Genomic DNA, 24674 nt, shown 5'->3' with positions numbered 1-24674 from the left:
AACCCGATAGATGGCAGGCAAAAATTCTATTCTTGATATCGACACACAAATCGAGAAGCTGCACGAACGTAGAAAAGAACTACTGGTAAAGTCCGCCGAGCGCTTTGCGCGTGCAGCCACAAAATCCGGTTTGGCGGAAATGGACATCGCCGATACGGAGATCGATCAAATCATTAGTGAAATTACGACACGATTTCGCGAAAGGAAAAAAGGGAACAGCGGTGGCGCATCCGCTGCGTCGCATAGAAAGACAAATGGTGGGACTGGAGCGTCGACGGAGGTTCCTCGTGTCAGTTAAACGCAAGAAAGACCTTCGCAAAAAATACCTACTCGGCGAAATTGTCGTTCGTGCCGGTCTGTCGACGGCAGACCGGGCATTCCTACTAGGTGGCTTGCTGGAACTGGCACGACTTTTACCGGATACGGCTGAGTTTCAGCGCTTGCGCAATCGCGGTGAAATGGCTTTCCGCGCAAAAGCATCAGATCCTCATTGGCAAGAAGAGCCGGATGCTGCGCAATGACGACTGGCGCAAAACCGCATCCAAGCCAATTGCTCGTCCTGGTGCCAATCGCTGTTTCCAGTTTAGCATTCTATATTGCCAACTGGCGTTGGCCGGAATTGGCCGCTGGCTTATCAGGGAAACCGCAATACTGGGTTTTGCGAGCGTCTCCTGTACCAGCCCTTATATGCGGCCCACTTGCCGGGCTCCTGACTGTCTGGATGTTGCCATTGCATCAGCGGAAACCAATCGCGCTGGCAAGTCTTGCCTGCTTCCTGCTGATAACTGGCTTCTACGCATTGCGCGAAATTACCCGTCTTTCCCCCTTCGTGGAAAGCCGGGCATTGAGTTGGGACCAGGCGCTGTCATACCTTGATATGATCGCGGTCGTCAGCGCTGTCATTGGCTTTATTGCCGCGGCTGTATCAGCACGCATTTCCAGTGTCGTGCCTGCACAGATAAAGCGGGCCCGGCGCGCAAGCTTCGGCGATGCAGACTGGCTGCCAATGCGGGCGCTAGCACGACTATTCCCGGAAGATGGCGAAATCGTCGTTGGCGAACGTTATCGCGTCGACAAGGAGCTCGTTCATAAACTACCATTCGATCCAAATGACCCAGCCACATGGGGACGCGGCGGCAAGGCACCGCTTCTTACCTACAAGCAGGATTTCGATTCAACGCATATGCTCTTCTTTGCCGGATCAGGCGGCTACAAGACGACGAGTAACGTCGTGCCGACAGCGCTGCGCTATATCGGCCCGATCATCTGCCTTGATCCCTCAACCGAAGTCGCCCCGATGGTCATCGAACATCGCCGCAACAAACTTCAGCGCGACGTGATGGTGCTTGATCCAACCAATCCGATCATGGGCTTCAACGTCCTTGACGGTATTGAGACCTCCACGAAGAAAGAGGAGGACATTGTTGGAATAGCCCATATGCTTTTGTCGGAAAGCGTTCGCTTCGAAAGCTCTACCGGTTCGTTTTTCCAGAACCAGGCGCACAATCTCCTGACCGGGCTCCTTGCCCATGTGATGTTGTCGCCGGAGTTTTCCGGACGGCGTAATCTACGTAGCCTGCGCCAGATCGTTTCGGAACCTGAAACGTCTGTGCTTGCCATGCTCCGTGACGTTCAGGAACATTCTGGGTCCACCTTCATTCGCGAAACGCTCGGCGTTTTCGTCAATATGACCGAACAGACCTTCTCCGGCGTCTATTCCACCGCCTCAAAAGATACCCAGTGGCTGTCACTGGACAATTACGCGGCGCTTGTCTGCGGTGACAGTTTCAAATCCGCCGAAATCGCGACCGGCAAGAAGGACGTATTTCTGAATATCCCCGCATCGATCCTGCGTTCCTATCCGGGGATCGGGCGAGTGATCATCGGCTCCCTGATCAATGCAATGATCGAGGCCGATGGTGCATTTGGGCGCCGTGCCCTCTTCATGCTCGATGAGGTCGATCTGCTTGGCTACATGCGCGTGTTGGAAGAAGCACGCGATCGCGGACGCAAATACGGCATCAGCATGATGTTGATGTACCAGTCCGTTGGCCAGCTTGAACGACATTTCGGCAAAGACGGTGCCCTCTCATGGATCGATGGATGCGCCTTCGCAAGCTACGCCGCGATCAAGGCGCTCGACACCGCTCGAAACGTCTCGGCGCAATGTGGTGAAATGACGGTGGAAGTGAAAAGCAGTTCACGCAATATCGGCTGGGATGCAAAAAACAGCGCTTCGCGGAAATCTGAGAACCTGAATTTACAGCGCCGCCCCCTGATCATGCCGCACGAAATTACTCAGTCGATGCGCAAAGACGAGCAGATCATCATTGTACAGGGACACAGTCCAATCCGCTGTGGGCGCGCCATCTATTTCCGGCGAAAGGAAATGGACGAGGCTGCGGAAGTCAACCGGTTCGTCAAACGATAAAGGCCGCAAAACTGCGTTTCATTTAAAGTTTCCTCCCGTCCGGTTAAAGCGGCGAATCGCAACGATACAAAAGCGTGATCTTCATCTCTGCTCGGGGGCCACGCTCCCCTGTCATGACCTTTCGTGGCGAACTAAGCGATAGGTGCCATGGCCATCTGGCAAACTGAACGGCAAATCTCAAACAAACCTGAACGAGATTGGTTTTTAGCTCCGCCTCTTCTTCAGGCTGGATCGCGGTGCTCAATGGTCGGACCAACCTTTCAACAATCGCCCCAACGATACACATTGAGATGATGCGAGCATCTTGTGAAACAAATATAACCTGATGACCAACTTTTCTTCCATGGAATCTGGCCCAAGCCGAATACATGTTTATTCAACCGCGAGCACCGCAACATTTCTTGAATTTCTTGCCCGATCCACATCGACAAGGATCATTGCGTCCGACTTTTCAATATCGCTCTCAGTTCAGAGGTTAATTCACCACGTTCGGTTGCCGACATACTCCAGTAATCAGCGATGGCAACCATCACGTCAGGCAGCGCATAGATCGCATCCTCTTCGATCCGCAAAAATCGTCAAATCCCAGATCTGCCCCATCAGTAAATGTGTCTATGTCAGTCAGCATCACGACCGGAGCCAGAAGCACACCAGCTTCAGATCCCATCATCTTTTCCCATCGGCACGACCGCAAGGCAATCGCACGCATAAAGCCTTTCACCCAACCGTCAGCTATAAACTCATCGGTTTCTGCAATGTGCATTAATATGGGTTCAGCAAGCCCCTCCGCTAGCTGACTGACAATCTCATTATAGAGATTGATGATGGCTTGGGTGGCGGCAGATTTCTCCTCATCATCGACGAATTCAGGATCCTCGCCCCAGACCTCTGATAGCCATTCGCCTATCGGAATCTCGTCGTGGCCAACAGCTATTCTCGTCAAGAAGCCATCAAGATTAGTTAATTGCATGCACTCTAAAGGGGCATCCGCCGATTCGAACTAGCCTTCCAGCACTTCCAAGCTCATTGTTTTTACAGCAGACCGGAACTTACTCGTGTCACTATTCATCATCTCGTTCCTATTGCCATTGCTTTCGCGTCTTGGCTGGAGATCACGACAAACAGTTGCCTCAACGAGCCTTTGTCAATCGCGAACTGGATCTCTTCCTCTGCCAATCAGCTCTCACATTCAAGACGAGCACTCTCCAAATCAGGCAAGAAGCCGTTAATCATGCTGGCGAAAACCTGTTCAGTCCGCTATTCAGATTTCAGCTATGCATTAATCGAATGGCTTTTATTTCATGGCATCCAAAACGACGCTCAATGCAAAAAGTCTCGAAGCACTCGGCGTAGAGAAACTGGCTGAACTGCTGATCGAAATTAGTACCGGAAATGCCAACCACAAGCGACGTCTTCGAATGGAACTTGCTGGTAACTCTAGCGGGGAAGAATTGGCCAGGGAGGTTCGCAAACGTCTCAGCAGTATCGCTCGCGCCAAGAGTTGGATCGACTGGCAGAAAGTCAAGACGGTCAAATCCGATCTGGAAACCCAGCGTAAAACAATCGTCGAAAAAATAGCACCGACGAATCCCGATGAGGCTTTCGAACTCATATGGCAGTTTTTGTTGTTGGGAGATTCTATTTACGAACGCACACATGACGGTAGCGGATTGCTCACCGAAAGCTTTCATCAGGCAATTGATGACGCAGGACGGATAGCTGGACAGGTCAAGATTTCCACGGAGAGCCTTGTCGGGCGAATTTATGCAGCACTCCAAAATAACAATGGCTACAGTCAGTTCGACAGACTGATCCCATCCATGGTACCGGCCCTTGGCGAAGAAGGGCTGCGGCAATTGCAGCAGCTATTCGAAGGCGGAACGAAGACACGCGACACGAAACGAACCAACGAAAGCAGACAACTGACAGGGCTGAGCTCAAACGAGCCTGTTTATCGTGACGATGTCTATGCGAGTAGCGCATTCTTCACAGCAAAAGTGTCCTTGCAGCAAATCGCTGACGCGTTAGGTGACGTGGATCTGTATATCGCTCAGCATGCCGAGCACACGCATATTGTCCCCACAGTAGCGACAGAGATCGGCAGGAGGCTGGTTTCGGCAGGGCGAGCCGAGGAAGCTTTGAGAATCCTTGACAAGGCACTAATCGGTGAGCGGTATCAAGTTCCCTACGATTGGCAGGCGACACGAGCCGACGCTCTTGAAATGCTCGGTCGTGGTGAAGAAGCACAACAGTTTCGCTGGCAATGCTTTGAACAGTCTCTCGATGACGAGATGCTGAAGGAATTTGTGCGCCGATTACCGGATTTTGACGATGTGGAGGCTGAGGAAAAGGCATTTGCATACGCTCAGACCCATCCCGATGTCCAGCAGGCATTAATACTCTTTTTGAACTATCCTTCTCCTGCCGAAGCAGCCAAATTGGTAATGCACCGAGCCGCCGGACTAGATGGTGATCGTTACGAATTGCTCTCTCCTGCAGCAGAAGTGCTAAGCGCAAAATATCCACTGGCAGCGACCCTCCTTCTGCGTGCCATGATCGACTTTACACTCAATTATGCTCGCTCCAGTCGTTACAAGCACGCCGCGCGACATCTCATGGAATGTGCGTCTCTGGCACATCAGATAGAAGAGTTCGCAGAGTTCAAAACGCATGATGACTACGTTGCGGATCTGAAAAAGGTGCATGGTCGAAAGCATGGCTTTTGGAGCCTGATGCGGTAGTTATCTTTCCCCTTGATGTCCAAAAATCGCTCGCATTTGGCGATTTCCAAGCTGGATTGATGGTTTCCGCTGATTGGAGAAAAGCGGCCAGCGATGAGGAGAGCTATTTATCGCTAAAGATGATAAGCGTCTCACAGCACAGTTTGGAAGGTAGCTGATCTGGCTACTCGCCTTAAACACCTAATGCATCAAGCGCAATCTGCCGAGCACGGCGCGCGGTTTCCTCGTCGCAAATGAGTACATTGCCGGTGCCGGAGAGCAGCGCGGCAGCAAGCGCTTCTGCCTTGTTAAGCCCGCCCGACGCGAACACCACAGTCGGCACGCTTTTTAGGGTCTCGAATGACGGCGCTATGGCGCTCCGGTTGATCGGATGGTCGATGGGCTTACCATTCCGGTCAATAAACTGCGCGACGATATCGCCGCAGGCACCAGCTGCAATCAGTTCATCCAACGAAACGTCACTCGGCAATCCGTAGCGGATTAGCAGCGAACGCATCGTCAAGTCGCCAATACTGACAAGGATGATGTCGTTCTTCCTGATCCGCTCAAAAGCGCTTTCGAACACGTCCTGACTGACAATGGCGTCGCGAGATTGGGGGCTGCCAGCGTAAATCGGCGCGGCGAGATAAGCGCATTGCGCATTGAGCTGTCGCGCCAGATCACTCGCAATATCGAAGGTGTTGATCTCGATGCCGTGCGTGAGACCGCCGAGGACGGAATTAACGGAAACATCGGGCCGTTTCAGCTTAGGCATGTGACGCACCATCTCGCGCAATGTCGCGCCCCACCCCACGCCGATCCCCGATATGTCGGTGGTGTTCAGCTGGTCTACGAGATAATCGGCGGTCGCCTGTCCCACCAGCACCGGCACCAGATCAGGATTGTCGGGCGTCGGCACGATACTGGCGTGGCGCAACGAAAAATCGGCGACGAGCTGTCGCTCCAATTCTACGCATGACACCAGTCGCGAGTTCAACGTGATCGTCACCAGCCCCGACCGGCGCGCCTCGGCGATAATCTTGTTGATGCGCAGGCGATTGGTGGAGAAGGCCTGCGCGATTTCTCCCTGTGTGCGACCTTCCATGAAATATTGCCAGACAACGCGCATCTGCATCTGTTCTTCAGAGAGCGCAGTTGGACCGTTCAACAAAGGCTTTCCGTTCATCCTCAGAACCTCATTTGCCAACCGGGCCTCGCCAGGCGGACCCTCTGCCTGTCTGCTTTGGTGTAGCAGCGCTTGTCCTGCACGGAAAGATAGCGACCGTTAGAATGTACGGGACAAATCGCTGATTCCACGGTTTCAATATCGAGTATATTTACATCTGTAATTAAACGTTGACAACTGTTTCAACCTATCTAGACTGAATGTCGTCAGAGTTGAAGCACTACCGGGAGGAAAGAGCGATGCGGCCGGAAATCAAAAGGGCAAAACGACATCGACCTATCCCGTACGATATGCGGCCTTGCTTTCCTGCCTTCCATCCAATGCCCTTCATGCAGGGATGATTGCCATGACCGACACAACATCAGCAGGCTTGGATGCTCTTGAAAATATTGCTCTCATTATTTTTGACTGTGACGGGGTGCTAATCGACAGCGAGCCCATCGCCAGCCGGACACTTGCCGAAATGCTGCGCAATGCCGGCATGTCCATCACGGATGAGGAGGCGCATGTCAGGTTCACCGGCCATTCAGAACCGGCTATCCGCAGGATCTGTGCGGAAGAATTAGGCATGGTCGACGTCGATGTCCATTTCTCCGCCTGGCACACGCGCCTTTATGAGGAATTTGGGCGTTCGCTCACATCGATGCCCGGCATTGATGCGGTGGTCAAAAGCGTGAAGCGGCCCAAATGCGTTGCCTCGAACAGTTCCATCGAGCGCCTCAAAAGCAGTCTGGGCAAGCTTGATTTGTGGCAACATTTCCATCCCGCAGTGTTCAGCGCCCAGATGGTGGCAAGACCCAAGCCTGCCCCGGATCTTCTTTTGCATTGCGCTGAACAATTCCACGTCAAGCCGGAGCATTGCGTGATGATCGACGACAGTTCGCACGGCGTCGTCGCCGCCAATGCAGCAGACATGACTGCGATCGGATTTGTCGATCCAGCAGATCCGCGTCCCGATCGGGCTTCGCTTCTCAAGGCCAGCGGCGCTGCTTTCGTGGTCAACGGAGCCGCAGAGTTACCGGCTGCGATAACCGCTGCCAATATCCTCATCGGTGAACATGACAGACCGACCGATCACAGCGTTACATTTGCAAAGCCACACCAACAGTTGTAAATTTTTTTCGATGCGGTGAATTGATCTGATCAGTTTGCAATCAGGGGAATGAAAGAATGGTCCGCGTCATACAGATTTCAGACACGCATCTTGGACGCCACAAGGCGCATTTCGTGGAAAACTGGCGGCCTTTGAAAAACTGGCTTGCCAGTGAAAATCCCAAACTCATCATCCATTCCGGCGATATCAGCGTGGACGGCGCGGATGTTGAGGACGATTTTGCCTTCTGCCGCGAAGTGATGGTCGACCTGCCCGCCCCGATGCTGGTTGTTCCGGGAAACCACGATGTCGGCGAACCGCAAAGCGCACATCAGCCGGCCAACGAACATCGTCTGGAACGCTGGAACCGACAGTATGGCGCAGATTTCTGGGCAAAGGATGTGGGAAACTGGCGCCTTCTCGGGTTTGATTCCATGATCTTAAGTTCCGGTCTTGCGGCGGAAGAAGCGCAGTTTCACTGGCTGGAACGACAAATGGAGAGCGCGGACGGCCGCCGCATCGCATGGTTTACCCACCAACCTTTGTTTATCAATGGCTGGGAGGATATCGACAACGGCTATTGGTCGGTAAAGCGGGAACCGCGCACCCGGCTGCAGCGCCTCACGCAGCGTTTCGGTGTCGATCTTATCGCCAGTGGTCATCTTCATCTCTCACACGATTTCATTCTCGACGGCGTCCAGTTCGTCTGGTGTCCGTCAGCCGCCTTCGCGGTTGGTCCACACATGCAGCCGCCTTTGGGCGGCGAAAAACAGCTTGGCGCCGTACGCTACGATTTCTCGGAAACAGGTTTCAGCTTTACGCGTGTACATCTGCCGGAACTGAAGATGATGTGGATCGATGACGTTGTGCACGAGGTTTACCCCCCACGATAGTTTGGGCGGGCGACGAATGCTGGAGGAGAGCTTTTGTCCCAAGTTGATATCCAAAACATCAGCAAATCGTTCGGAAGCCTCAAGGTGCTGGACGACATTAATATTTCGATCCGCGACGGGGAATTTCTTACCCTCGTTGGGCCTTCGGGCTGCGGCAAGTCGACACTCGTGCGCATCATAGCCGGCCTGGAAAGCCAGTCGGCAGGTACGATCAGCGTGGACGGCGCATCGGTGAACCACCTGCGCCCGCATGAGCGCAAGCTGTCGATGGTGTTCCAGAGCTACGCGCTTTATCCGCATATGACGGCTTTCGACAACATCGCTGTTCCCCTCACAGTAGAAAAACTCAGCCTGTTGGAGCGCATTCCGCTGATCAAACATCTCTCGCCGCGCCGCAAAAGGCTCACACAAGAGATTGCAAAACAGGTCGAAGCCGTGGCCGGCCAGTTGAAGATCGAGGCGCTGCTTGGCCGCAAACCTGCGCAGCTTTCTGGCGGGCAGCGCCAGCGCGTGGCGCTCGGCCGGGCGATGGTCCGCCAGCCGCGTGCCTTCTTGATGGACGAACCGCTATCCAATCTGGATGCGAAACTGCGCGTCCACATGCGCACAGAACTGACTGAACTGCACAAGCGCATGGGCGCGACTTTCATCTATGTCACACACGACCAGATCGAAGCCATGACCATGTCGGACCGTGTCGCAATGATGGACGGCGGCAAGGTGCAGCAGCTCGGGACGCCGACGGAACTTTATGAGCACCCGGCCAATCTGGAAGTGGCCCGCTTCATTGGCAGCCCAACAATCAATACCATGCCCGCATCGATTGGACCGGCCGGCCGTGTGGAAATACACGGTCGGCCGCTTGGCATCGCCGTCAACCTGCCGCAAGGCGAGAGCGTGACCATCGGCATCAGGCCGGAGGCGCTCGACCTGCGTTCGCCCGAGCAGGCAGCTGCAGGCCAACCGATCATCGACGCACGCCTGCGCCGCACGGAAAATCTCGGCGCCGAATTTCTCCATCACCTCGACCTGACCGGCACGGACGCCACTGGCTTCATCATGCGCACAACATCACCACACGAAGACATCCACGAAGGCGACGCCGTGCGACTGACCTTCGACCCCACGCTTTGCCATATTTTCGGCCCCGACGGACGGCGGGCCGGAAAAACGCATGTGCTCTTGTCAGACGACGATTCCGGGAGGGCACAACATGGCTCAACGCGTTGAACCGGCCCTTGGACAAAGGCTTGGCCGGCGAGAATTCGTCGAGAAGCTGACAGGGCTTGGCCTGGCGGCACCCGCATTCATGCTGCTCTTGCTGCTCCATATCGTGCCGCTGATTGTCTTGGTGGTGCTCAGCCTCACCGATTATCAGCTTGGCGACCTGACGCTGTCATTTACCGGCCTCAAGAATTTTTCCAATGCCTTGCACGACGAGACCTTCCGTCGATCGCTCTTCAACACGTTCATCTACGTGGCCTTCGTGGTTCCCGGATCAGTGGGGCTCGGCCTCCTGTTCGCCCTCCTCATCCATGGCCGAACGCGTAGCCGCGCAATCTATGAGGTCATCTTCTTCCTGCCGGTCACGGCAACACTTATTGCCATGGCATCAGTATGGAAGTTCCTGCTTCATCCAAGCCTTGGCCCAATCAATGCGATTATTGTTGCCCTGGGCTTCCAGCCCGTCAATTTCCTCAGCGACCCCGCCTATGCGCTGCCGACGCTGGCGGTCATTGGAATCTGGCAACTGGTCGGCTTCAACATGGTGCTGTTTTTGGCCGGTCTCTCGGCGATCCCCAAAGACCTATATGAAGCCGCTGATATTGATGGCGCGGCTGGCGTGATCGATCGTTTTCTGACCGTGACCTGGCCGATGCTTGGGCCGACGACCATGTTCGTCCTCATCACCACATCCATCACCGCCTTCAAGGTCTTTGACACGGTAGTCGCGATCACGCGAGGGGGCCCACAAGATTCCACCAATGTGATCCTTTATGCGATCTATCTGGAAGGCTTCCAGTATTTCTCGACCGCCTATGCCGCAGCTCTGACTCTGGTGTTTTTGGCATTCATCCTGATCTTTTCGGGCATCCAGACCTTTTTCATAGACAGGAGGGTGCACTATTGACACCGATACCGGACATGAAAGCACAAGCCGCAAGCCCGCCTGCCCGCAGCCTCTCGGGGCTGAAACGGGGGCTTGGCTTCATCGCGGTCCACACCATCTTGATCGTGGGCGCAATCTTTATCGTCATGCCCTTCGTCTGGATGCTGGTTACATCAATCAAACCACCAAATGAGATATTCAGCGCTCAGTTGCGGTTATGGCCAACGCAGTTCTATGGCGTGGAAAATTACAGCTTCGCGCTTGAAAGCGCTCCGTTGCTGCGCTTTGCACTGAACGGCGTCATTGTGTGCAGCGGTATCCTTCTGGTCCAGTTGATTGTCGCAATCCCGTGTGCCTACGCACTGGCCAAGCTGAAATTTACCGGCCGCAACCTTTTCTTCGTTCTGATCCTGCTAGCACTGGCGATCCCCATCCAGGTGCCAGCGCTTCCCCTTTATATCGCTCTGGCCTGGGCTGGCCAGCTCAACAGCTATTTCTCGATGATGCTGCCGTTTTTCCTGTCGGCCTTCGCCATATTCCTGTTCCGGCAGTTTTTCAGGAGCTTTCCCGACGATATCATCAATGCCGCACGACTTGATGGCATGGGCGAGCTTGAAATCATCTGGCGCATCGTCACGCCGAGCGCCATGCCGGCAATCGCCGCTTTCGCGGTATTCTCGATCGTCGCGCATTGGAACGACCTTTACTGGCCGCTCATCGTCATTTCCGACAATCAGCTCGCTCCGCCACCGCTTGGCATGCTGCTCTTCGCAGACGCGGAAACTGGCTCGAATTATGGAGCCCTGACGGCGGCCGCCACCATGCTTACAGCCCCGCTCGTGATCTGCTTCCTGATTGCGCGCAAGCGTTTCATCCAGGGCATCACCATGACCGGTGTCAAATAAGAAGCCTCAATAAATAAACGTCTTAATCCAGGGAGGAACATATGAAACATATAGCAAAATTCATCGCCGCCGGAACCCTGACGCTTTGTATGGCGGGAACGGCACCCGCCTCCGAGGTGACACTGGACGTGCTCTACGCACAATCCGGCTTCGCGAAGTTCCATGATCCAATTTCGCAAGCCTTCATGAAGGAACACCCGGATATCAAGATAAAATTCCGGGCTCCTGCCAAGGACTACGACGAAGGCCATCTCCTGATGCAGCGGCTGGCCGTCACCAATCAGCTTCCAGACATCTACTTTCCCGGCTATCATCTTATGCCCGAGCTTGCGCGCACTTTGTCCAAGCGCAATCAGATCGTGGACCTCAAGCCGTTTCTGGATGCCGAACCACAAAACTGGATAACGGAGAATTATTCACAGTCCATGCTCGATATCGGCGTTGTAGATGGTACCAAATACGGTATGGCCTTCAACGCGTCGCTCCCAATTCTTTACGTCAATGAAAGCGCCGTCGAGAAAGCAGGTTTGGACCCCAAGGAGGTACCGGCGACCTGGGACGATCTTCTGGCGCGCGCCAAGAAAATCCATGACGCAGACCCGAAGATGGCGGGTATCGGTTATACAATCTACGATTGGCCCGACGATTGGCTCTGGCAGACCATTTTGCGGCAGAAAGGAACGCAGCTCGTCGAGCCTGAAACGGGAAATGCCGGTTTCGACAATGAAAAGGGTCTGGCAGCCCTCAAAATTCTCCGTCGTATCGTGACTGAGGGCGGCGAGAATTTGTTGGAATTTGAACAGGCGCGCCAGCAATTCGCAGCCGGACAAACAGCCTATTTCATCGATACACCCGCCCGCCTTGCACAGATTATCGGTCTTGTAGGAGACCGCTTCAAACTGAACACGATAAGAGTACCGGTTGACGATAAGGAAAATGGCGGCCTCCCGACGGGCGGCGCGGCGGGCATCATTCTTTCACAAGATGAGGCAGTGCAAAAGGCGGCCTGGGAATATCTGAAATTCGCCACCGGTCCGAAAGGACAGAGTATCGTGGTAGAAACGACAGGATATCTGCCGACGAACAAACTGGCTGACGGCGCTGATTATCTTGCTCCTTTTTACGAAAAGGAACCGCGCTTCAAAACAGTGGCATCCCAAATCGAGCTGGCGCGCCCGTGGGAGGGCTATCCGACCGGATCGTCGGTGCGCATCTGGCGCGCGGAACGCGACATCATTGCCAAGGTTATGCGGGGCGATCTTACCCCCGAAGACGGCCTGCCTATGCTCGTGAAGACGGTCGATGAAATGACGAAGTAAGTCCGTCATCACTAACAGCTAACCCGGTTAATTCATAGCGGAATGGATATGGCGCGCATCGTGCAAATTGCCGTGTGCCGAAGTGAGCGTTTTTCACAGGGGGACATTCGCCGGTTTTAACCGGTCGTTGTGTCATCTGGGTTTGGAAGTTGCGACGAACGGGTTGAGGTTTCGGGGCGTTTACGCCCTTTTTTTAAGTTGCCAGCTTTGGAATGCGTTCAAGCACGAGGCGCAGGATATTCTGGCTTGGGCAAGAGGTCGGCAGATGGAGACGGATCTGGGTCTTCATTTCGATCACTCGCGCTGCGATCTTGATCAGGCGCAGCCGCAATGTGTCGAACTGAGCGACGGCGAAGCGTGAGCGTTTCGGCATCGCAGCGCGCAGGCCCCACATCAGCCAATAGGCCCCAGCATGCAGGAAGAGGCGGAACTGGTTGGCGGTGGCTCTGGTGCAAGACGTGCGGTCAGCCGCCAGATGCGTCTTCCACGACTTGATATGGTTCTCGGCCATGCCACGTCGGCAGTAGACGCCCTCATAAAGCGTTTTCGGTCTGTTGCCTGTGAGGTTGGTCACGATGAAGCGGGTATCTGTCCCCTGGGCACCAGCTTCCATACGCGCGATGATGCGTTCCACCCGGCTCCAGCTCGCCGCCCCATCGAAGAATTCCGTGAACCTGCGCACCTTGCCCGCCTTTGCCGAGGTCTCGAAGCGCTTGCGCAGTGTCGTGGTCGGCGCCACGCCAAGGATGAAGTCAACGTCATTGGCGCGACACCAGTCAATGACGAGTGGGCTGGTGTAATGGCTGTCGGCCCGGATCAGAATACAGGTATTGGGCCAGTTGTTTCGGATCATCCGTACAAGGCGGCGCAGGTGGGCGCGGATTTCAGCGCCGCCTGGTCGCTTGGCCGGGCGTAGCACTGCGGCGACGAACCGGCCGTCACCATCGAAGACGACAATCGGCTGAAAACCGTATTCGTCATGATGGGCATTGAACAGGCGAAGCTGCTGGCAACCGTGAACAGCATCAAAAGTATCATCAATATCAAGCACGATCCGCTTCGGTACCTGCCGGAAGGAGGCGCAGTAAAGGTCGATCATGGCCTGGCCCATGGCGAGGAGTTCACGAACGTCCGGAAGGTTCTCCAGCCGACACATCGTTGATTGAGAGGCCAGCGACCGGCCTGAGGGCAAACTATTGTGCGCCATCTTGAAGACCGGATCGCTGCGAAGCCGGTTGGCATCATTGCCATCCTCATAACCTGCTGCAATCATCTGTATGCGGAAGCTGATCATCGTCGAAAGACCATGTACAATCTGATCTGAACGGCGCGGATCCTTGATGCAGCCTGCCAGGCGCTCGGCAATACGATAGCGCTTCTCGACTTCATTCAAAGCCAGAAGGCCACCATCCGATGACAGCATTCCGCCGTCAAACCGGGCAACAACATTCTTGCCATCAATGGGTGACAAACCGCTCAGCGGCACCGTATGATCGTTCATGGCGGATGTAGTCTCCCGGAAACTGCACGGATCGGCTTCGACAACCATTTCTTACGCTGTTTCAAAAGGTTAGGCTACATCCGTCAACTCGACATGAATTATTCAGGCTAATTTTGCCCTGTAGCCCCTAGCAGCGTATAGATTGTATCGCCAGCCTGCCATCGGTCATATAACCGTTGGCAGGCAAATTCCGAAACGGCGCAGGAACACCCATGACAAACGAAACGTTGATCCCTAGCCGGCGCGCTTTTGCATTGAAATGTGGTGAGCGATACATCCCGAGGCCTTGCTGCGGCCGTTTCGCGCAAACCATGATCCGTCACGCCGGGCGACTGGCAACTTGCGGTTCGGTCAATCCGCGTTCTACGAAATCGGTGTAGATGCGCTTGACCACTTCGAGTTCCTCTGGTGGTCCCGGTTTAAGAATGACGCGATCGGTCTGGATGTTCTTGTGTTCGCGTGGGCGAAGTTAACTCTTTGGATTGCCAGCATCATCGATCAGGAAACTGCGCAATCCGAAACCCGAGGGATCACCTTGACGGAACCCTTTCTTGATGAAGGTCGTCTGGCCCATATGCACTCTCGTCGAGAGCACGCAACTATGTTCCCGGGCGAAGCTTGACGAAATCAGACGGTGAAAGGCAATCTTGAGGGTTTTCATTCCATCCACGTCACCAAGCAATAGCGGTTGGCGTTCCGATGAGGTGGAAGTAAGGGTGAAGCGTCCGGCCTTTATCTGGACGATCACAGCTATCGTTGAAGTGACGAAAATGCCGATGACCGTACGTAAGCCCGCGACAGTTGGTGAAATTCTGGTGGAAGAGTTCATGCAGCCTTGGGAATTGACACAATCGGCGTTGTCCGGGGCGATGGGGGTTCCGCGCAAGTATGTGAACGAGCTTTGCAACGACCGCCGTACGGTGACGGCTCCGACCGCGTTCATTCTGGCGCGTGTGTTCGACAATAGCCCTGACTTCTGGGTGAACGTGCAGCGCCGGACGGATTTGTGGGAAGCGATGCATTCGCCGCGCGAGCGTGAGCGGATCGAACGGGCCAAGCTGCTCGCTTCCGCAGCATGAAGGCTAAGCGCTAGCCTTGGCAGGGGCCGCGTGATAGCGCGGATTGAATGTCAGTCAGCGCAAAGTCATCACCGACATAGAGAAGGGGAGCGGAATGCCGTTTTGCCAAGGCATAGGCAAAACAATCACCGAAGTTCAAACCGGCTCTCGTTCCAAATCCCTTGCCGTATTCCACCCGCGCCTTCATCGCAGCTCGTGCAAGCCTGTCATCTATGGACGCAACCAAGATGCCGAAATCAGCAAGGAATGCATCCAGATCGGCAATCGCAGCATGCCGATCTCCCTCCCTGATCCTGCCCGCAAGAACTGTACCGGCCTCGACGTAATTCACCGCCGATATCAGACGCGCCGTATCAGACTGGAGAGCATCCATGCACTCCGGCGCTTCCACCTCATCGAAGAGGATCGCTATGATCGCTGATGCGTCGACAATCATCATTGATGATAGCCTGGCTCTTCTGAGGTATCGCCGACGGCTTCGTCCCATTCCTGTTTCGTAACCGGACGGCGGTCATAACGACTGGCACGCTCACGAACGAAAGCTTTCATACGCGCAACGTAATCGCGCTGCGCCTCGCGCTCGGCACGAAGCCGGTCCAGTCGCTCTCGCATGGCCTGAGTGATAGCGTCAGTCATGGTCTCGCCGGTAAGACGGGATAGTTCCCGCGCCAACCGGTCTGCTTCATCGGTCTTGATGCTCAAGGCCATGGTAATCTCCTCATATAGACACACTTTCTAGATATCATTTCTATATTGTATCTTCAACGGAGAAACGGAATGTGGACGTTATTCATCGTCCTGATTATCGAGCCCGATTTCCAACTCTTATCCCTTTGATTGTCATTTGCAGCCCGCAGGGACTTTTCGAAATCCTCGCGCGCCATCTGCCTGCCGATCAGCTGGGCACTGGATAATACCACTGCGCCAAGCCGTTGGGCGGCATCGGCCTTGTCATCAGCATCCGGCTTGTCGCCAGCGTGATTGCCGTTGGCTGATCTGCATTCGTTCGCTTGCCTTTTCTGGCCTATCTCCAAGACCGACGGTGGCACAGGCTCTCCCGGCTGCACGGTTCACTGTGCCAATCATTTCCAATACCCAAGGGCCTCCAGGTGGCATAGCTCGACCGCCCATGGCGGCCTTTGTCACGAGGCTTCAGCCCGACCGGTTGCCCGGCAAGCCGCTTGTTAACTACCAGACCTATAGACAATTATCTGGGGGGATCCTTCCTCCACTGGTGATACGCGCCTTCGAGGCGCCCTGAACGGCGACAGTTATCGTCTCGCGCAAAGCCGAGCCAGTAAGGCCGGCTGAAACCCTCGCAAAATCGCCGACGCCGCCAGCGGCCTACTTTTACACCGCCCTTTGGCCTGATTTTATTCCGCCGTTGACACGGGTGTGCATACGAAATCAATGGTGATAGATTCCGGTATGAACGACACCGTCCACACCGCACCATGCACGATGCATGCCCGGGCTATTGAAGGGCAGGCAGATATTGCCCTTTGCGTCCACGGCCACAAGCCCGCCTGAACCGCCGATTTCACCAAGTTCGGTCACGACGTCGCCTGCTGCTTTGTGCAAGTCCTGCCCTGCCCAGCGCATACGCGCATCTATCTCGTGTCCAACCGCCCGGCGAATAAAATATTCGCCATGTCCAGTTGCCGAAATGGCCGCAGTGGCATCGTCCGCCCAGGTTCCGGCGCCAATAACGGGACTATCACCGACGCGACCGGGCGTCTTGGCGGTCATGCCACCTGTAGAAGTTGCTGCAGCGAGATGACCGAAGCGATCGAGCGCGACCGCCCCGACGGTTCCGTGCTTGCGAGCAGGATCGCCGTCATCGGGAAGCCCCTTCTTGCGACGGTCCATTTCGACCTTGAGGGCATGGAGCCGATGTTCCGTACCGAACCATTCCGGGCTTTGCATTTCAAGACCGGCATTTTCACAGAAACGCCTGGCGCCATCACCGGCCAGAAATACATGCTCGGTCGTTTCCATCACCGCGCGTGCAGCAAGTATGGGGTGACGCGGGCCGCAAATTCCTGAAATCGAACCGCATTCACGCGTCATTCCATTCATGATGGCCGCATCCATTTCGTGGGTGCTGTCGGTGGTATAGACCGCGCCACGTCCCGCGTTGAACAACGGGTCGTCTTCCAATGCCATGACCGAAGCCGTTACAGCATCGAGCGATGTGCCACCCTCGCGCAGAATATTTAGCCCCGCCTCGAGACAGGCGCGTAAGGCAGCATGATAGGCCGCTTCGCGCTCCGGCGTCATAATAGATTTCAGTATCGTTCCCGCACCACCATGTAGCGCGATAACCGGCATCGTTTCAGACATTCTAACCTCAATGTGGAAGGAGTTCTGCTTTATCCAATCGCGTCAGCGCAACGCGAAACTCATGGCGGAAAGTGCCGTCATCCAGCCGACCACCTCTGCCATTGTCACACAATCAAAACCCACCGTGACGGCATCAACCCGTCTGGCTGGGGGGAGTATTGCCATTTGATCGGCGAGTGCCGCATTGCTCATCAAGAATTCTGTCTTGTATGGCCCATTCAGCCGGAAGGCTTTTTTACTACCAGCTTCTCGGACTGCACGTATCGCCCCTTCCCTTAGCATAGCGCGCGCCCGCTGAACGGATATCTGTCGCGCAGCCCGGTGACCGAAAGATTGTTTGACAACGATAAATTCAGCATCCGGGAAAAATCCAATATTCTCGTCCCTCGTGCAATCATCGCCGGAAACCAGACCAACTGGAACGCCAAGCTCTCCAGCATAAGCACCGTAAATACCCGGTTCCCCGTAAGGCAAGTTGTTGATGCGGACTTCCCGGAATGCAAAACCGTTTGTGGTGTGAGCAAGCACCCCACCCTTGCCGGCCATGGAATGATGCCCGACCATAAGGAACAGATCGAACTCAGCCGTCAAACCGCAGGCCATGTTCATCGGTTTAGGCTTGCCCAGAAGCAGATCGGCTGCCGGATGCAGCAGAGATGGCAGGATATTTGTCATCGGCCCGTGAGAGTCGTTGACAAGGATTTCGGTCGCGCCCGCTTCTACCAACCCCTCGATTACGGCGTTTACTTCCTCGGTCATGAGAATGCGCGCCTTCTCATATTCCGCATGACCAGCCTGCCCTTGCGCTGGAGCAACTACACCTGCAACTCCCTCAATATCGGCGGAGATATAGATTCGCATAACAACCGCTCCTCAGTCGGATCGTAGCTTCGGATCGAGCGCGTCGCGCAAGCCATCGCCAAAAAGATTGAAGCCCAGCACGGTGACAAAAATTGCGATGCCGGGGAATAACGTCAAATGGTCAGCTACGCCCATATAGGTCCGGCCATCAGCCAGCATGGCGCCCCATTCGGGACTTGGCGGTTGTGCGCCGAGACCGATGAAGGACAAGGCAGCGGCTGTCAGAATGGAGGTGCCTATACGCATCGAAAAATAGACGATGACGTTTGGCAAGGTGCCGGGCAAGATATGACGAAGCATGATAACGCGATCAGCCACGCCGATGGCCCGCGATGCATCGACATAGACGGTTCGCTTCAACTGCAACGTCGTACCGCGCGCAAGTCGGGCAAAAACCGGAATAGAGAAGATTGCGACTGCGTAGATCACATTGGTAATACCAGGTCCGAGCACAGCAATTACAGCTATAGCAAGCAGAATGCCTGGGAAAGCAAGCAGCAGATCGCAGAATCGCATGATAATCGAATCCACCCAACCGCCGTAAAACCCGGAAACGATACCCAGAGTGACACCAAAAAGAGCACCCAGCGTCACCGAAAGAAAGCCAACGGCAAGCGAAATGCGCGCACCCCAGATAATACGGCTGAATATGTCCCGTCCGTAGGCATCCGTTCCTGCCCAATGCCCGGCACTGGGTCCTTGCAGAACAGCATTATAGTCGGGTGTACTCGGATCGTAGGGCGCGAGCACGGGAGCCAGAATTGCCGCCAGTACCAAAGCAATGATGAAGACGAGCGCCACGAGGGCCACCTTCTGCTTTTTGAACCGCCGCCAGAATTCAGCTAATGGTCTGCGCATTTTCTGGGAGGGTTCCACCAAAACGGTTGTCGTGCTCATTTGTAGCGGATCTCCGGGTTTGCAAAGGCATAAAGAACGTCAACCAGCAAATTGATGAAGATGAACTGTAGCGAAAACAGCAGGATCAATGCCTGTATGACGGGATAATCGCGATAGGAAACGGAATCGACCAGCAGTCTTCCTACACCTGGCCAAGAGAAAACGCTTTCGACCACAATCGATCCACCGAGCAGAAAGCCGAATTGCAGACCGACCATTGTAATAATTGGGATCAAAGCGTTGCGCAGCGCATGTTTCCATATGACCCTGCGCTCCGGCACGCCTTTGGCACGTGCTGTGCGAACATAATCCTCCCGCGCAATTTCGATAAACGCTGAGCGGGTAAAGCGCGCCATCACGGCTGCAACTCCTACCCCGAGGGTGAATGAAGGCATCACGTAATGCTGCCACGTACCGTACCCGCCGGTCGGAAACCAGCCAAGTTTCACCGAAAAGATATTGATCAGCAACAGGCCCAGCCAGAATGGCGGAAATGAAATGCCGGATACTGCAACGATCATTCCGGCATAATCAGGCCATTTGCCCCGTTTTACTGCGGAAATCACGCCAATGAGCAAACCGAGAAGCGATGACCAGAGCATTGCAAATACGGTGAGCCAGACGGTAGGCATCAGGCGTTCGCCAATCTCCTCGGTGACCGAACGACGCGTTTTCAGCGAAACACCGAAGTCGCCCTGAGCTGCGCGCGCTATATAGCGCGTGAATTGCTCCGGCAACGGTCTATCCAGCCCAAGCGACGAACGAACTGCGGCAACATCCTGCGGGCTGGCGTCAGGCCCTGCCACGAGGCGGGCGGGATCGCCTGGCAGCATATGCACAAAGGCGAAAACGCAAACCATCACCAGCACGATGACAGGTAGGGTGGCAACAAGCCGTTTGATGAGATAGGAAAACATAAATTCCCTTTCGGAAAGGTAGCGCCGGCCCCCAAAGGCCAGCGCTCTTTTCACGAGCTGTTAGTCAGCAAATGCTGCTTCTTCGAGCAGGAAACCACGATCGGGAAGCATATAGACGCCGGAAAGCGACTTGGTCTTGGCCGATAGGTTCTGGTTCACACCGAGGAATATCCAGGGCGCGCCTTCCCAGGCGGCCTTTTGTGCGTCCGCGTAGAATTCTGCCCGCCTGGCCGGATCAGCCGTGCTGATTGCACCTTCGATGGCAGCATCGACCTTTGCGTCCTTGAAGTAAGCAACGTTGAACATTGCTGGCGGAAAGCTCTGGCCATAAAGCAGCGGACGAATACCCCAATCGGCATCACCTGTCGAAGCAGACCAGCCGCCATAATACATCTGTACGGCAGCATCCTCCGGCTTCTCGATGGACCAGATTTTCTGCGCAGCAACGCCAGTCTCAAGCGGCATTACGTTCACCTTCACATTGATCTGTGCCAGTTGCTGCTGGATGAACTGAACCGCACGTATGGATTCCGTATTGGAGTTCGCCCAGATTTCCGTTTCGAAACCATTCTCCAGGCCTGCTTCCGTCATCAATTCTTTGGCCTTGTCGAGATTGTACTCGTAATTACCAACCGGAACATGGAAAGCAAGGTTCTTGGGAATGATCGAATCTGCCGGCTCGCAAAGATCGTTATAGACGATCTTGCAATAGGCTTTCTTGTCTACGGCGTAATTGAGCGCGTGCCGGACGCGAACGTCATCGAAAGGCTTTTTCAGATTATTGAGAGAAACGTACCACTCGACGATAGAAGGATCTTTGTCGACCTCGACATTCGGGTTCTTTTCGGCGACCTGCATCAGTTCAGGAGGGAAGGAAGGGATAAACTGGGCTTCACCCGTCTGGAGCATTGCAAAGCGCGCGCCCGATTCCGGCACTGAACGAACCGTAACGCCATCGATCTTGGGAAGCCCCTCTTTCCAGTAGTTGTCATTTTTCACGACTTCAAGCGTATCTGCCGACCAGTTTTTGAACTTGAACGGGCCGGTTCCGACCGGATTGCGTCCGATCTCCTTGCCATATTTTTCAAGCGCGGCCGGTGAAATGATCATAGCACCTGGATGAGCAAGCGAAGCGATCATCGCGCCAAACGGTTCCTTGAGGATCAATTTGACTGTAGCATCGTCAACAATCTGCACTTCCTTGACCATTGAGACCAGGCTGCGGCGCGAAAGCTTGTTGTCTGGGTTGGCAAGACGTTCGATATTGACCTTGACTGCTTCGGCATTGAAATCCGAGCCGTCGTGGAACTTGATACCTTTGCGAATCTTGATGGTAAATTCGGTCGCTTCGCCATTGGCTTCATAGCTTTCAGCCAGCAGAGGAATGAGTTTCATATCCTTGTCGAAGCCAAAAAGACCCTGATAGATAAGACGAAGCGAGGTCTGCGACAGCGTGTCATTGATGTTCGTTGGATCAAGACCTGTCAGGTTATTTGGTACCGCAACGGTAAGGGATTTCGCCCAGGCCGTCGCGCCCGGGAGCATCATCACGGCGGCCAACGCCGACGAAAACAGCAAGTTCTTCAGTTTCATTGTCAACTCCTTCCTAAGATCAATGAAAATCGCCGATGGGATGGCGTGCTACGAAATGGCCAGGCTCCACCTCGATAAGAGAGCTGACGAGCGGCATGTCGTCCGGTGAACGCACCGGGCTTGGGATTTCCCCCTCGATAAGCGGGCGACTGCGCTCACGTCGCTGGGGATCGGCAATTGGAACCGCAGAGAGAAGCCGTCGCGTATAGAGATGTTGTGGATTCTCGAAAATCTGGCGCCGCGGACCAATTTCAACGATCTGCCCGAGATACATCACCGCCACACGATGGGATATCCGCTCAACAACCGCCATGTCGTGACTGATGAATATGTAGGAAAGTCCGCGTTTTTCCTGCAGTTCCATCATCAGATTAATGACCTGAGCCTGAATGGAGACATCAAGCGCGGCAACCGCCTCGTCGGTAATGAGAATATCGGGGTCTCCCGCAAGAGCACGCGCTATACAGATGCGCTGACGTTGCCCGCCCGAGAACTGATGTGGATAACGATGTGCATGTTCTGGCCGCAGACCTACATCCCGAAGCAATTCCACTACACGCTCGTGAATTTCCGCCCCTTTTGCGAGTCCGTGGGTGATTAACGGTTCCGCAATTGAAAAGCCTACAGTCAGGCGCGGATCGAGGGATGCGAACGGGTCCTGAAAGACGTATTGGATCTTGCGGCGAATGGATTGCTTTTCCGCTCTTCCAAGTTTGAAAATATCCTTGCCATTGTAGAGGACCGCTCCAGAAGTGGCTTCCTGAAGCATCATAATTGTGCGTCCGGTCGTTGACTTGCCACAACCCGATTCACCGACCAGCGCCAGTGTTTCACCCTGGTGCAAACTGAAACTGACCTGTTCCACAGCATGCACGCGACCAGTGAGTTTCGAGAAGAGCCCATTCCTGATATCGAACCGTGTCACCAGATCACGCACCTGCAATACCGGGTCAGGTGATTTGATCGTGTCTTGCGGAGGATACTCGGCAAAACTGTCCGAGCCGCTGTCATCTGCTTTCAATAGAGGAAAACGACGCGGAAGGTTTTCACCGTTAAGGGCTCCAAGACGTGGCACTGCGGCAAGCAACGCGCGGGTATAAGAGTGTTGCGGTGCAGCAAAAATGGTTTCTACTGTGCCTTCTTCCACTTTCTCGCCGCTACGCATAACAAGTACCTTGTCTGCGACTTCCGCCACAACGCCCATATCGTGAGTGATGAAGAGTACGGCCATGCCCATCTCTTCCTGCAGCAAGCGGATGAGACGCAGAATCTGCGCCTGAATGGTGACGTCCAGAGCCGTGGTAGGCTCATCGGCGATCAGCAGGCGCGGCCGGCAAGAAAGAGCCATGGCAATCATGACACGCTGACGCATGCCACCCGACAACTGGTGCGGATGACGGTCAAGTATGCGCCTGGCATCGGGAATACGGACCTTTTCCAACATGCGCAGTGCTTCAGCCCGTGCTTCAGCAGAAGAACATTTCTGATGCAAACGCACCGCTTCGGCAATCTGCTCGCCAACAGTGAAAACCGGGTTGAGAGAGGTCATCGGCTCCTGGAAAATCATCGCGATATCGTTGCCGCGAATACCTTCCATCTCATCAAGCGCGAATCTGGTAAGGTCGTGTGTAACTCCATCGCGGTTGGTAAATTCGATAGCGCCTTCCGTAATCTTGCCGCCACCGAATTCCACAAGGCGCATGATCGCAAGAGAGGTGACAGATTTACCGGATCCGGATTCGCCCACAACTGCCAGCGTTTCACCCGGTCGGATCTCGAACGACAAATTCCTGACCGCACGAAACGTGCCATCATCGCCCTTGAAATCAACACTGACATTTTCAACGCGTACGATCGGTGCTTCTACCGGCTTATTCGGTTTCACTGACATCCGTGGTCCTCGATTTGGACTGCGGCAGATCTTCATCCTCCGCATAAAGATAGGGCATGAGAGAGCGCGTTACGGAGACGGCATCCGAGACGCTCTGATGATGTGCCGTCAGCACGGCAATAATCGCTTCGAAGGCAGCGAGTGCCCCAATCGTCGAACTGTGCAAAACGGGGTGGCTCGCAGGCACAAAAATCTGTTCATGACTGTGTGGGCACAGCGGCGAGGCAGGGCCATCGGTTACGGCAATGCAATAGGCTCCCCTGCCCCTCGCGAGTTTCAGAAAATCAACGGTTGCCTGTGAATAGCGTGGCAAGGCCATCGCTATCACAAGATCTCCAGGCCCCAGCCGAAGCACTTTCTGGGCAACACGTTCAAGCCCGCCTGCCCCGTTCAGCATGATCTGCGACTGGGTAGAAAGGATCGATTTATCAGCGAGATATTGCAGCATGTTCGCACTGACGCCAAAACCGAGAAAGGCAACACGCGGCGCGTGCATCATCTGGGCGGCAACGCCCTCCCATGCGGTATTCCCGGCTTCACTCATAACCTGCCGCAGGCTTTCCGCCGCACTCTGGAAGGAGTCCTCCGCAATTTTTCCGGGCGGGATGTGACGGGCGCGGTCGACATTTTCCACGGGGCGCAGCAATGACTGATAGCCTTGCACCGCGAGCCCTCTGAAATCTGTAAAGCTCCCCAATCCGAGCGCCCGCACAAAACGGGTAATCGTTGCCGACGAGGTAGAGGTTGCCTGTGCAAGCTCCTCAATACCCATTGTCGCGACCGCGAATGGATTGGCGAGCACAAAATCTGCGATCTTCTGCTGGTTTGAGGTCAGACTACCCCGGCACGACCCGATCAAAGTTGACAGATTCACGTGGTTCCCGTTTGTTTTTATCTTTATGAAAATATTGTTATCAGAAATATTTCAATTTGAA

At 54.7% G+C, this 24674-nt stretch carries 24 protein-coding genes and 2 pseudogenes; 12 read left to right on the top strand and 14 right to left on the bottom strand.

Features of this window, described 5'->3' with window-relative positions; all coding sequences use genetic code 11:
* Positions 1-10 precede the first annotated feature (10 nt).
* The 3 genes from OANT_RS03355 to traG are packed head-to-tail and all read left to right on the top strand — an operon-like array spanning position 11 to position 2431.
* On the top strand, positions 11-298 hold the full coding sequence (locus OANT_RS03355) for a TraC family protein (protein ID WP_012090907.1): 288 nt from the start codon (positions 11-13) through the stop codon (positions 296-298).
* Entirely contained in the window at positions 288-521 is a 234-nt protein-coding gene (locus OANT_RS03350) for a conjugal transfer protein TraD (protein ID WP_012090906.1), read from the top strand. Before OANT_RS03355 ends, OANT_RS03350 begins: the two co-directional genes overlap by 11 nt.
* Positions 518-2431 carry a Ti-type conjugative transfer system protein TraG gene (gene traG, locus OANT_RS03345; protein WP_012090905.1) on the top strand — a complete coding sequence of 638 codons (1914 nt, stop codon included), beginning with the start codon at positions 518-520 and terminating at the stop codon, positions 2429-2431. The genes OANT_RS03350 and traG overlap by 4 nt, the downstream gene beginning before the upstream one ends.
* Positions 2432-2807: 376 nt before the next feature.
* On the opposite strand, the pseudogene OANT_RS27395 reads toward traG, so the two are convergent.
* Positions 2808-2873, bottom strand: a pseudogene (locus OANT_RS27395) (SEC-C metal-binding domain-containing protein); the annotation flags it as partial.
* 87 nt (positions 2874-2960) lie between these two features.
* Positions 2961-3416 (bottom strand): annotated as a pseudogene (locus OANT_RS03340) (UPF0149 family protein); the annotation flags it as partial.
* A gap of 316 nt (positions 3417-3732) precedes the next feature.
* Here OANT_RS03340 and OANT_RS03335 point away from each other — a divergent pair.
* The gene (locus OANT_RS03335) at positions 3733-5172 is read left to right on the top strand and encodes a DUF6880 family protein (RefSeq protein WP_012090902.1); all 1440 of its coding nucleotides are present in this window, start codon (positions 3733-3735) and stop codon (positions 5170-5172) included.
* 172 nt (positions 5173-5344) lie between these two features.
* Here the strand turns inward: OANT_RS03335 and OANT_RS03330 are convergent, their stop codons facing one another.
* A complete protein-coding gene (locus OANT_RS03330) occupies positions 5345-6337 on the bottom strand; it encodes a sugar-binding transcriptional regulator (protein WP_012090901.1) in 993 nt (330 codons plus the stop codon).
* Positions 6338-6683: 346 nt separating this feature from the next.
* Between OANT_RS03330 and OANT_RS03325 the strand changes: the two genes are divergently transcribed.
* From OANT_RS03325 to OANT_RS03300, 6 genes are read left to right on the top strand one after another with little or no spacing between them, the layout of a single operon-like run.
* Positions 6684-7451, top strand: a complete 768-nt coding sequence (locus OANT_RS03325) for an HAD family hydrolase (RefSeq protein WP_012090900.1) — start codon at positions 6684-6686, stop codon at positions 7449-7451.
* Between the two features lie 56 nt (positions 7452-7507).
* The gene (locus OANT_RS03320) at positions 7508-8323 is read left to right on the top strand and encodes a metallophosphoesterase family protein (protein ID WP_012090899.1); all 816 of its coding nucleotides are present in this window, start codon (positions 7508-7510) and stop codon (positions 8321-8323) included.
* A 33-nt stretch (positions 8324-8356) separates the two neighbouring features.
* Positions 8357-9553, top strand: coding sequence for an ABC transporter ATP-binding protein (locus tag OANT_RS03315; RefSeq protein WP_012090898.1), 1197 nt, complete (start codon positions 8357-8359; stop codon positions 9551-9553).
* Complete coding sequence (locus OANT_RS03310) at positions 9537-10454, top strand: carbohydrate ABC transporter permease (protein WP_012090897.1); 918 nt, start codon at positions 9537-9539, stop codon at positions 10452-10454. Before OANT_RS03315 ends, OANT_RS03310 begins: the two co-directional genes overlap by 17 nt.
* Positions 10451-11338, top strand: coding sequence for a carbohydrate ABC transporter permease (locus OANT_RS03305; RefSeq protein WP_012090896.1), 888 nt, complete (start codon positions 10451-10453; stop codon positions 11336-11338). The genes OANT_RS03310 and OANT_RS03305 overlap by 4 nt, the downstream gene beginning before the upstream one ends.
* 41 nt (positions 11339-11379) lie before the next feature.
* Entirely contained in the window at positions 11380-12657 is a 1278-nt protein-coding gene (locus tag OANT_RS03300; RefSeq protein WP_012090895.1) for an ABC transporter substrate-binding protein, read from the top strand.
* Between the two features lie 193 nt (positions 12658-12850).
* Here the strand turns inward: OANT_RS03300 and OANT_RS03295 are convergent, their stop codons facing one another.
* Positions 12851-14158: an IS1380 family transposase gene (locus OANT_RS03295; protein WP_012090894.1), complete on the bottom strand. Its 1308-nt coding sequence runs from the start codon at positions 14156-14158 to the stop codon at positions 12851-12853.
* Positions 14159-14498: 340 nt separating this feature from the next.
* On the opposite strand from OANT_RS03295, the gene OANT_RS03290 reads away from it, so the two are divergent.
* Both OANT_RS03290 and OANT_RS03285 read left to right on the top strand, forming a co-directional pair.
* Complete coding sequence (locus tag OANT_RS03290; protein WP_041544966.1) at positions 14499-14780, top strand: hypothetical protein; 282 nt, start codon at positions 14499-14501, stop codon at positions 14778-14780.
* 148 nt (positions 14781-14928) lie between these two features.
* Complete coding sequence (locus OANT_RS03285; RefSeq protein WP_012090893.1) at positions 14929-15237, top strand: HigA family addiction module antitoxin; 309 nt, start codon at positions 14929-14931, stop codon at positions 15235-15237.
* A 10-nt stretch (positions 15238-15247) separates the two neighbouring features.
* Here OANT_RS03285 and OANT_RS03280 read toward each other — a convergent pair whose 3' ends face one another.
* The 10 genes from OANT_RS03280 to OANT_RS03235 form a co-directional block, all read right to left on the bottom strand.
* Positions 15248-15676 carry a type II toxin-antitoxin system VapC family toxin gene (locus tag OANT_RS03280; protein ID WP_012090892.1) on the bottom strand — a complete coding sequence of 143 codons (429 nt, stop codon included), beginning with the start codon at positions 15674-15676 and terminating at the stop codon, positions 15248-15250.
* The gene (locus OANT_RS03275; protein ID WP_012090891.1) at positions 15673-15945 is read right to left on the bottom strand and encodes a type II toxin-antitoxin system VapB family antitoxin; all 273 of its coding nucleotides are present in this window, start codon (positions 15943-15945) and stop codon (positions 15673-15675) included. Before OANT_RS03275 ends, OANT_RS03280 begins: the two co-directional genes overlap by 4 nt.
* Positions 15946-15998: 53 nt before the next feature.
* Positions 15999-16286, bottom strand: coding sequence for a hypothetical protein (locus OANT_RS26690; RefSeq protein WP_115179265.1), 288 nt, complete (start codon positions 16284-16286; stop codon positions 15999-16001).
* A 358-nt stretch (positions 16287-16644) separates the two neighbouring features.
* Positions 16645-17580 (bottom strand): isoaspartyl peptidase/L-asparaginase family protein, encoded by a 936-nt coding sequence (locus OANT_RS03265; RefSeq protein ID WP_012090889.1) that lies wholly within the window; start codon positions 17578-17580, stop codon positions 16645-16647.
* 42 nt (positions 17581-17622) lie between these two features.
* Positions 17623-18441 carry a M55 family metallopeptidase gene (locus OANT_RS03260; RefSeq protein WP_012090888.1) on the bottom strand — a complete coding sequence of 273 codons (819 nt, stop codon included), beginning with the start codon at positions 18439-18441 and terminating at the stop codon, positions 17623-17625.
* 12 nt (positions 18442-18453) lie between these two features.
* Complete coding sequence (locus OANT_RS03255; RefSeq protein ID WP_012090887.1) at positions 18454-19338, bottom strand: ABC transporter permease subunit; 885 nt, start codon at positions 19336-19338, stop codon at positions 18454-18456.
* Entirely contained in the window at positions 19335-20255 is a 921-nt protein-coding gene (gsiC, locus tag OANT_RS03250) for a glutathione ABC transporter permease GsiC (protein ID WP_012090886.1), read from the bottom strand. Before gsiC ends, OANT_RS03255 begins: the two co-directional genes overlap by 4 nt.
* Positions 20256-20315: 60 nt before the next feature.
* A complete protein-coding gene (locus OANT_RS03245; RefSeq protein ID WP_012090885.1) occupies positions 20316-21848 on the bottom strand; it encodes a glutathione ABC transporter substrate-binding protein in 1533 nt (510 codons plus the stop codon).
* A gap of 19 nt (positions 21849-21867) precedes the next feature.
* Complete coding sequence (locus OANT_RS03240) at positions 21868-23739, bottom strand: dipeptide ABC transporter ATP-binding protein (RefSeq protein WP_012090884.1); 1872 nt, start codon at positions 23737-23739, stop codon at positions 21868-21870.
* Positions 23720-24613 carry a MurR/RpiR family transcriptional regulator gene (locus tag OANT_RS03235; protein ID WP_012090883.1) on the bottom strand — a complete coding sequence of 298 codons (894 nt, stop codon included), beginning with the start codon at positions 24611-24613 and terminating at the stop codon, positions 23720-23722. Before OANT_RS03235 ends, OANT_RS03240 begins: the two co-directional genes overlap by 20 nt.
* Positions 24614-24674 lie beyond the last annotated feature (61 nt).

The organism is Brucella anthropi ATCC 49188 (assembly GCF_000017405.1).
GTDB classification, from domain to species: domain Bacteria; phylum Pseudomonadota; class Alphaproteobacteria; order Rhizobiales; family Rhizobiaceae; genus Brucella; species Brucella anthropi.
The sequence above is the reverse complement of the archived record's forward strand: the minus strand, read 5'-3'. Positions and strand labels throughout refer to the sequence as shown.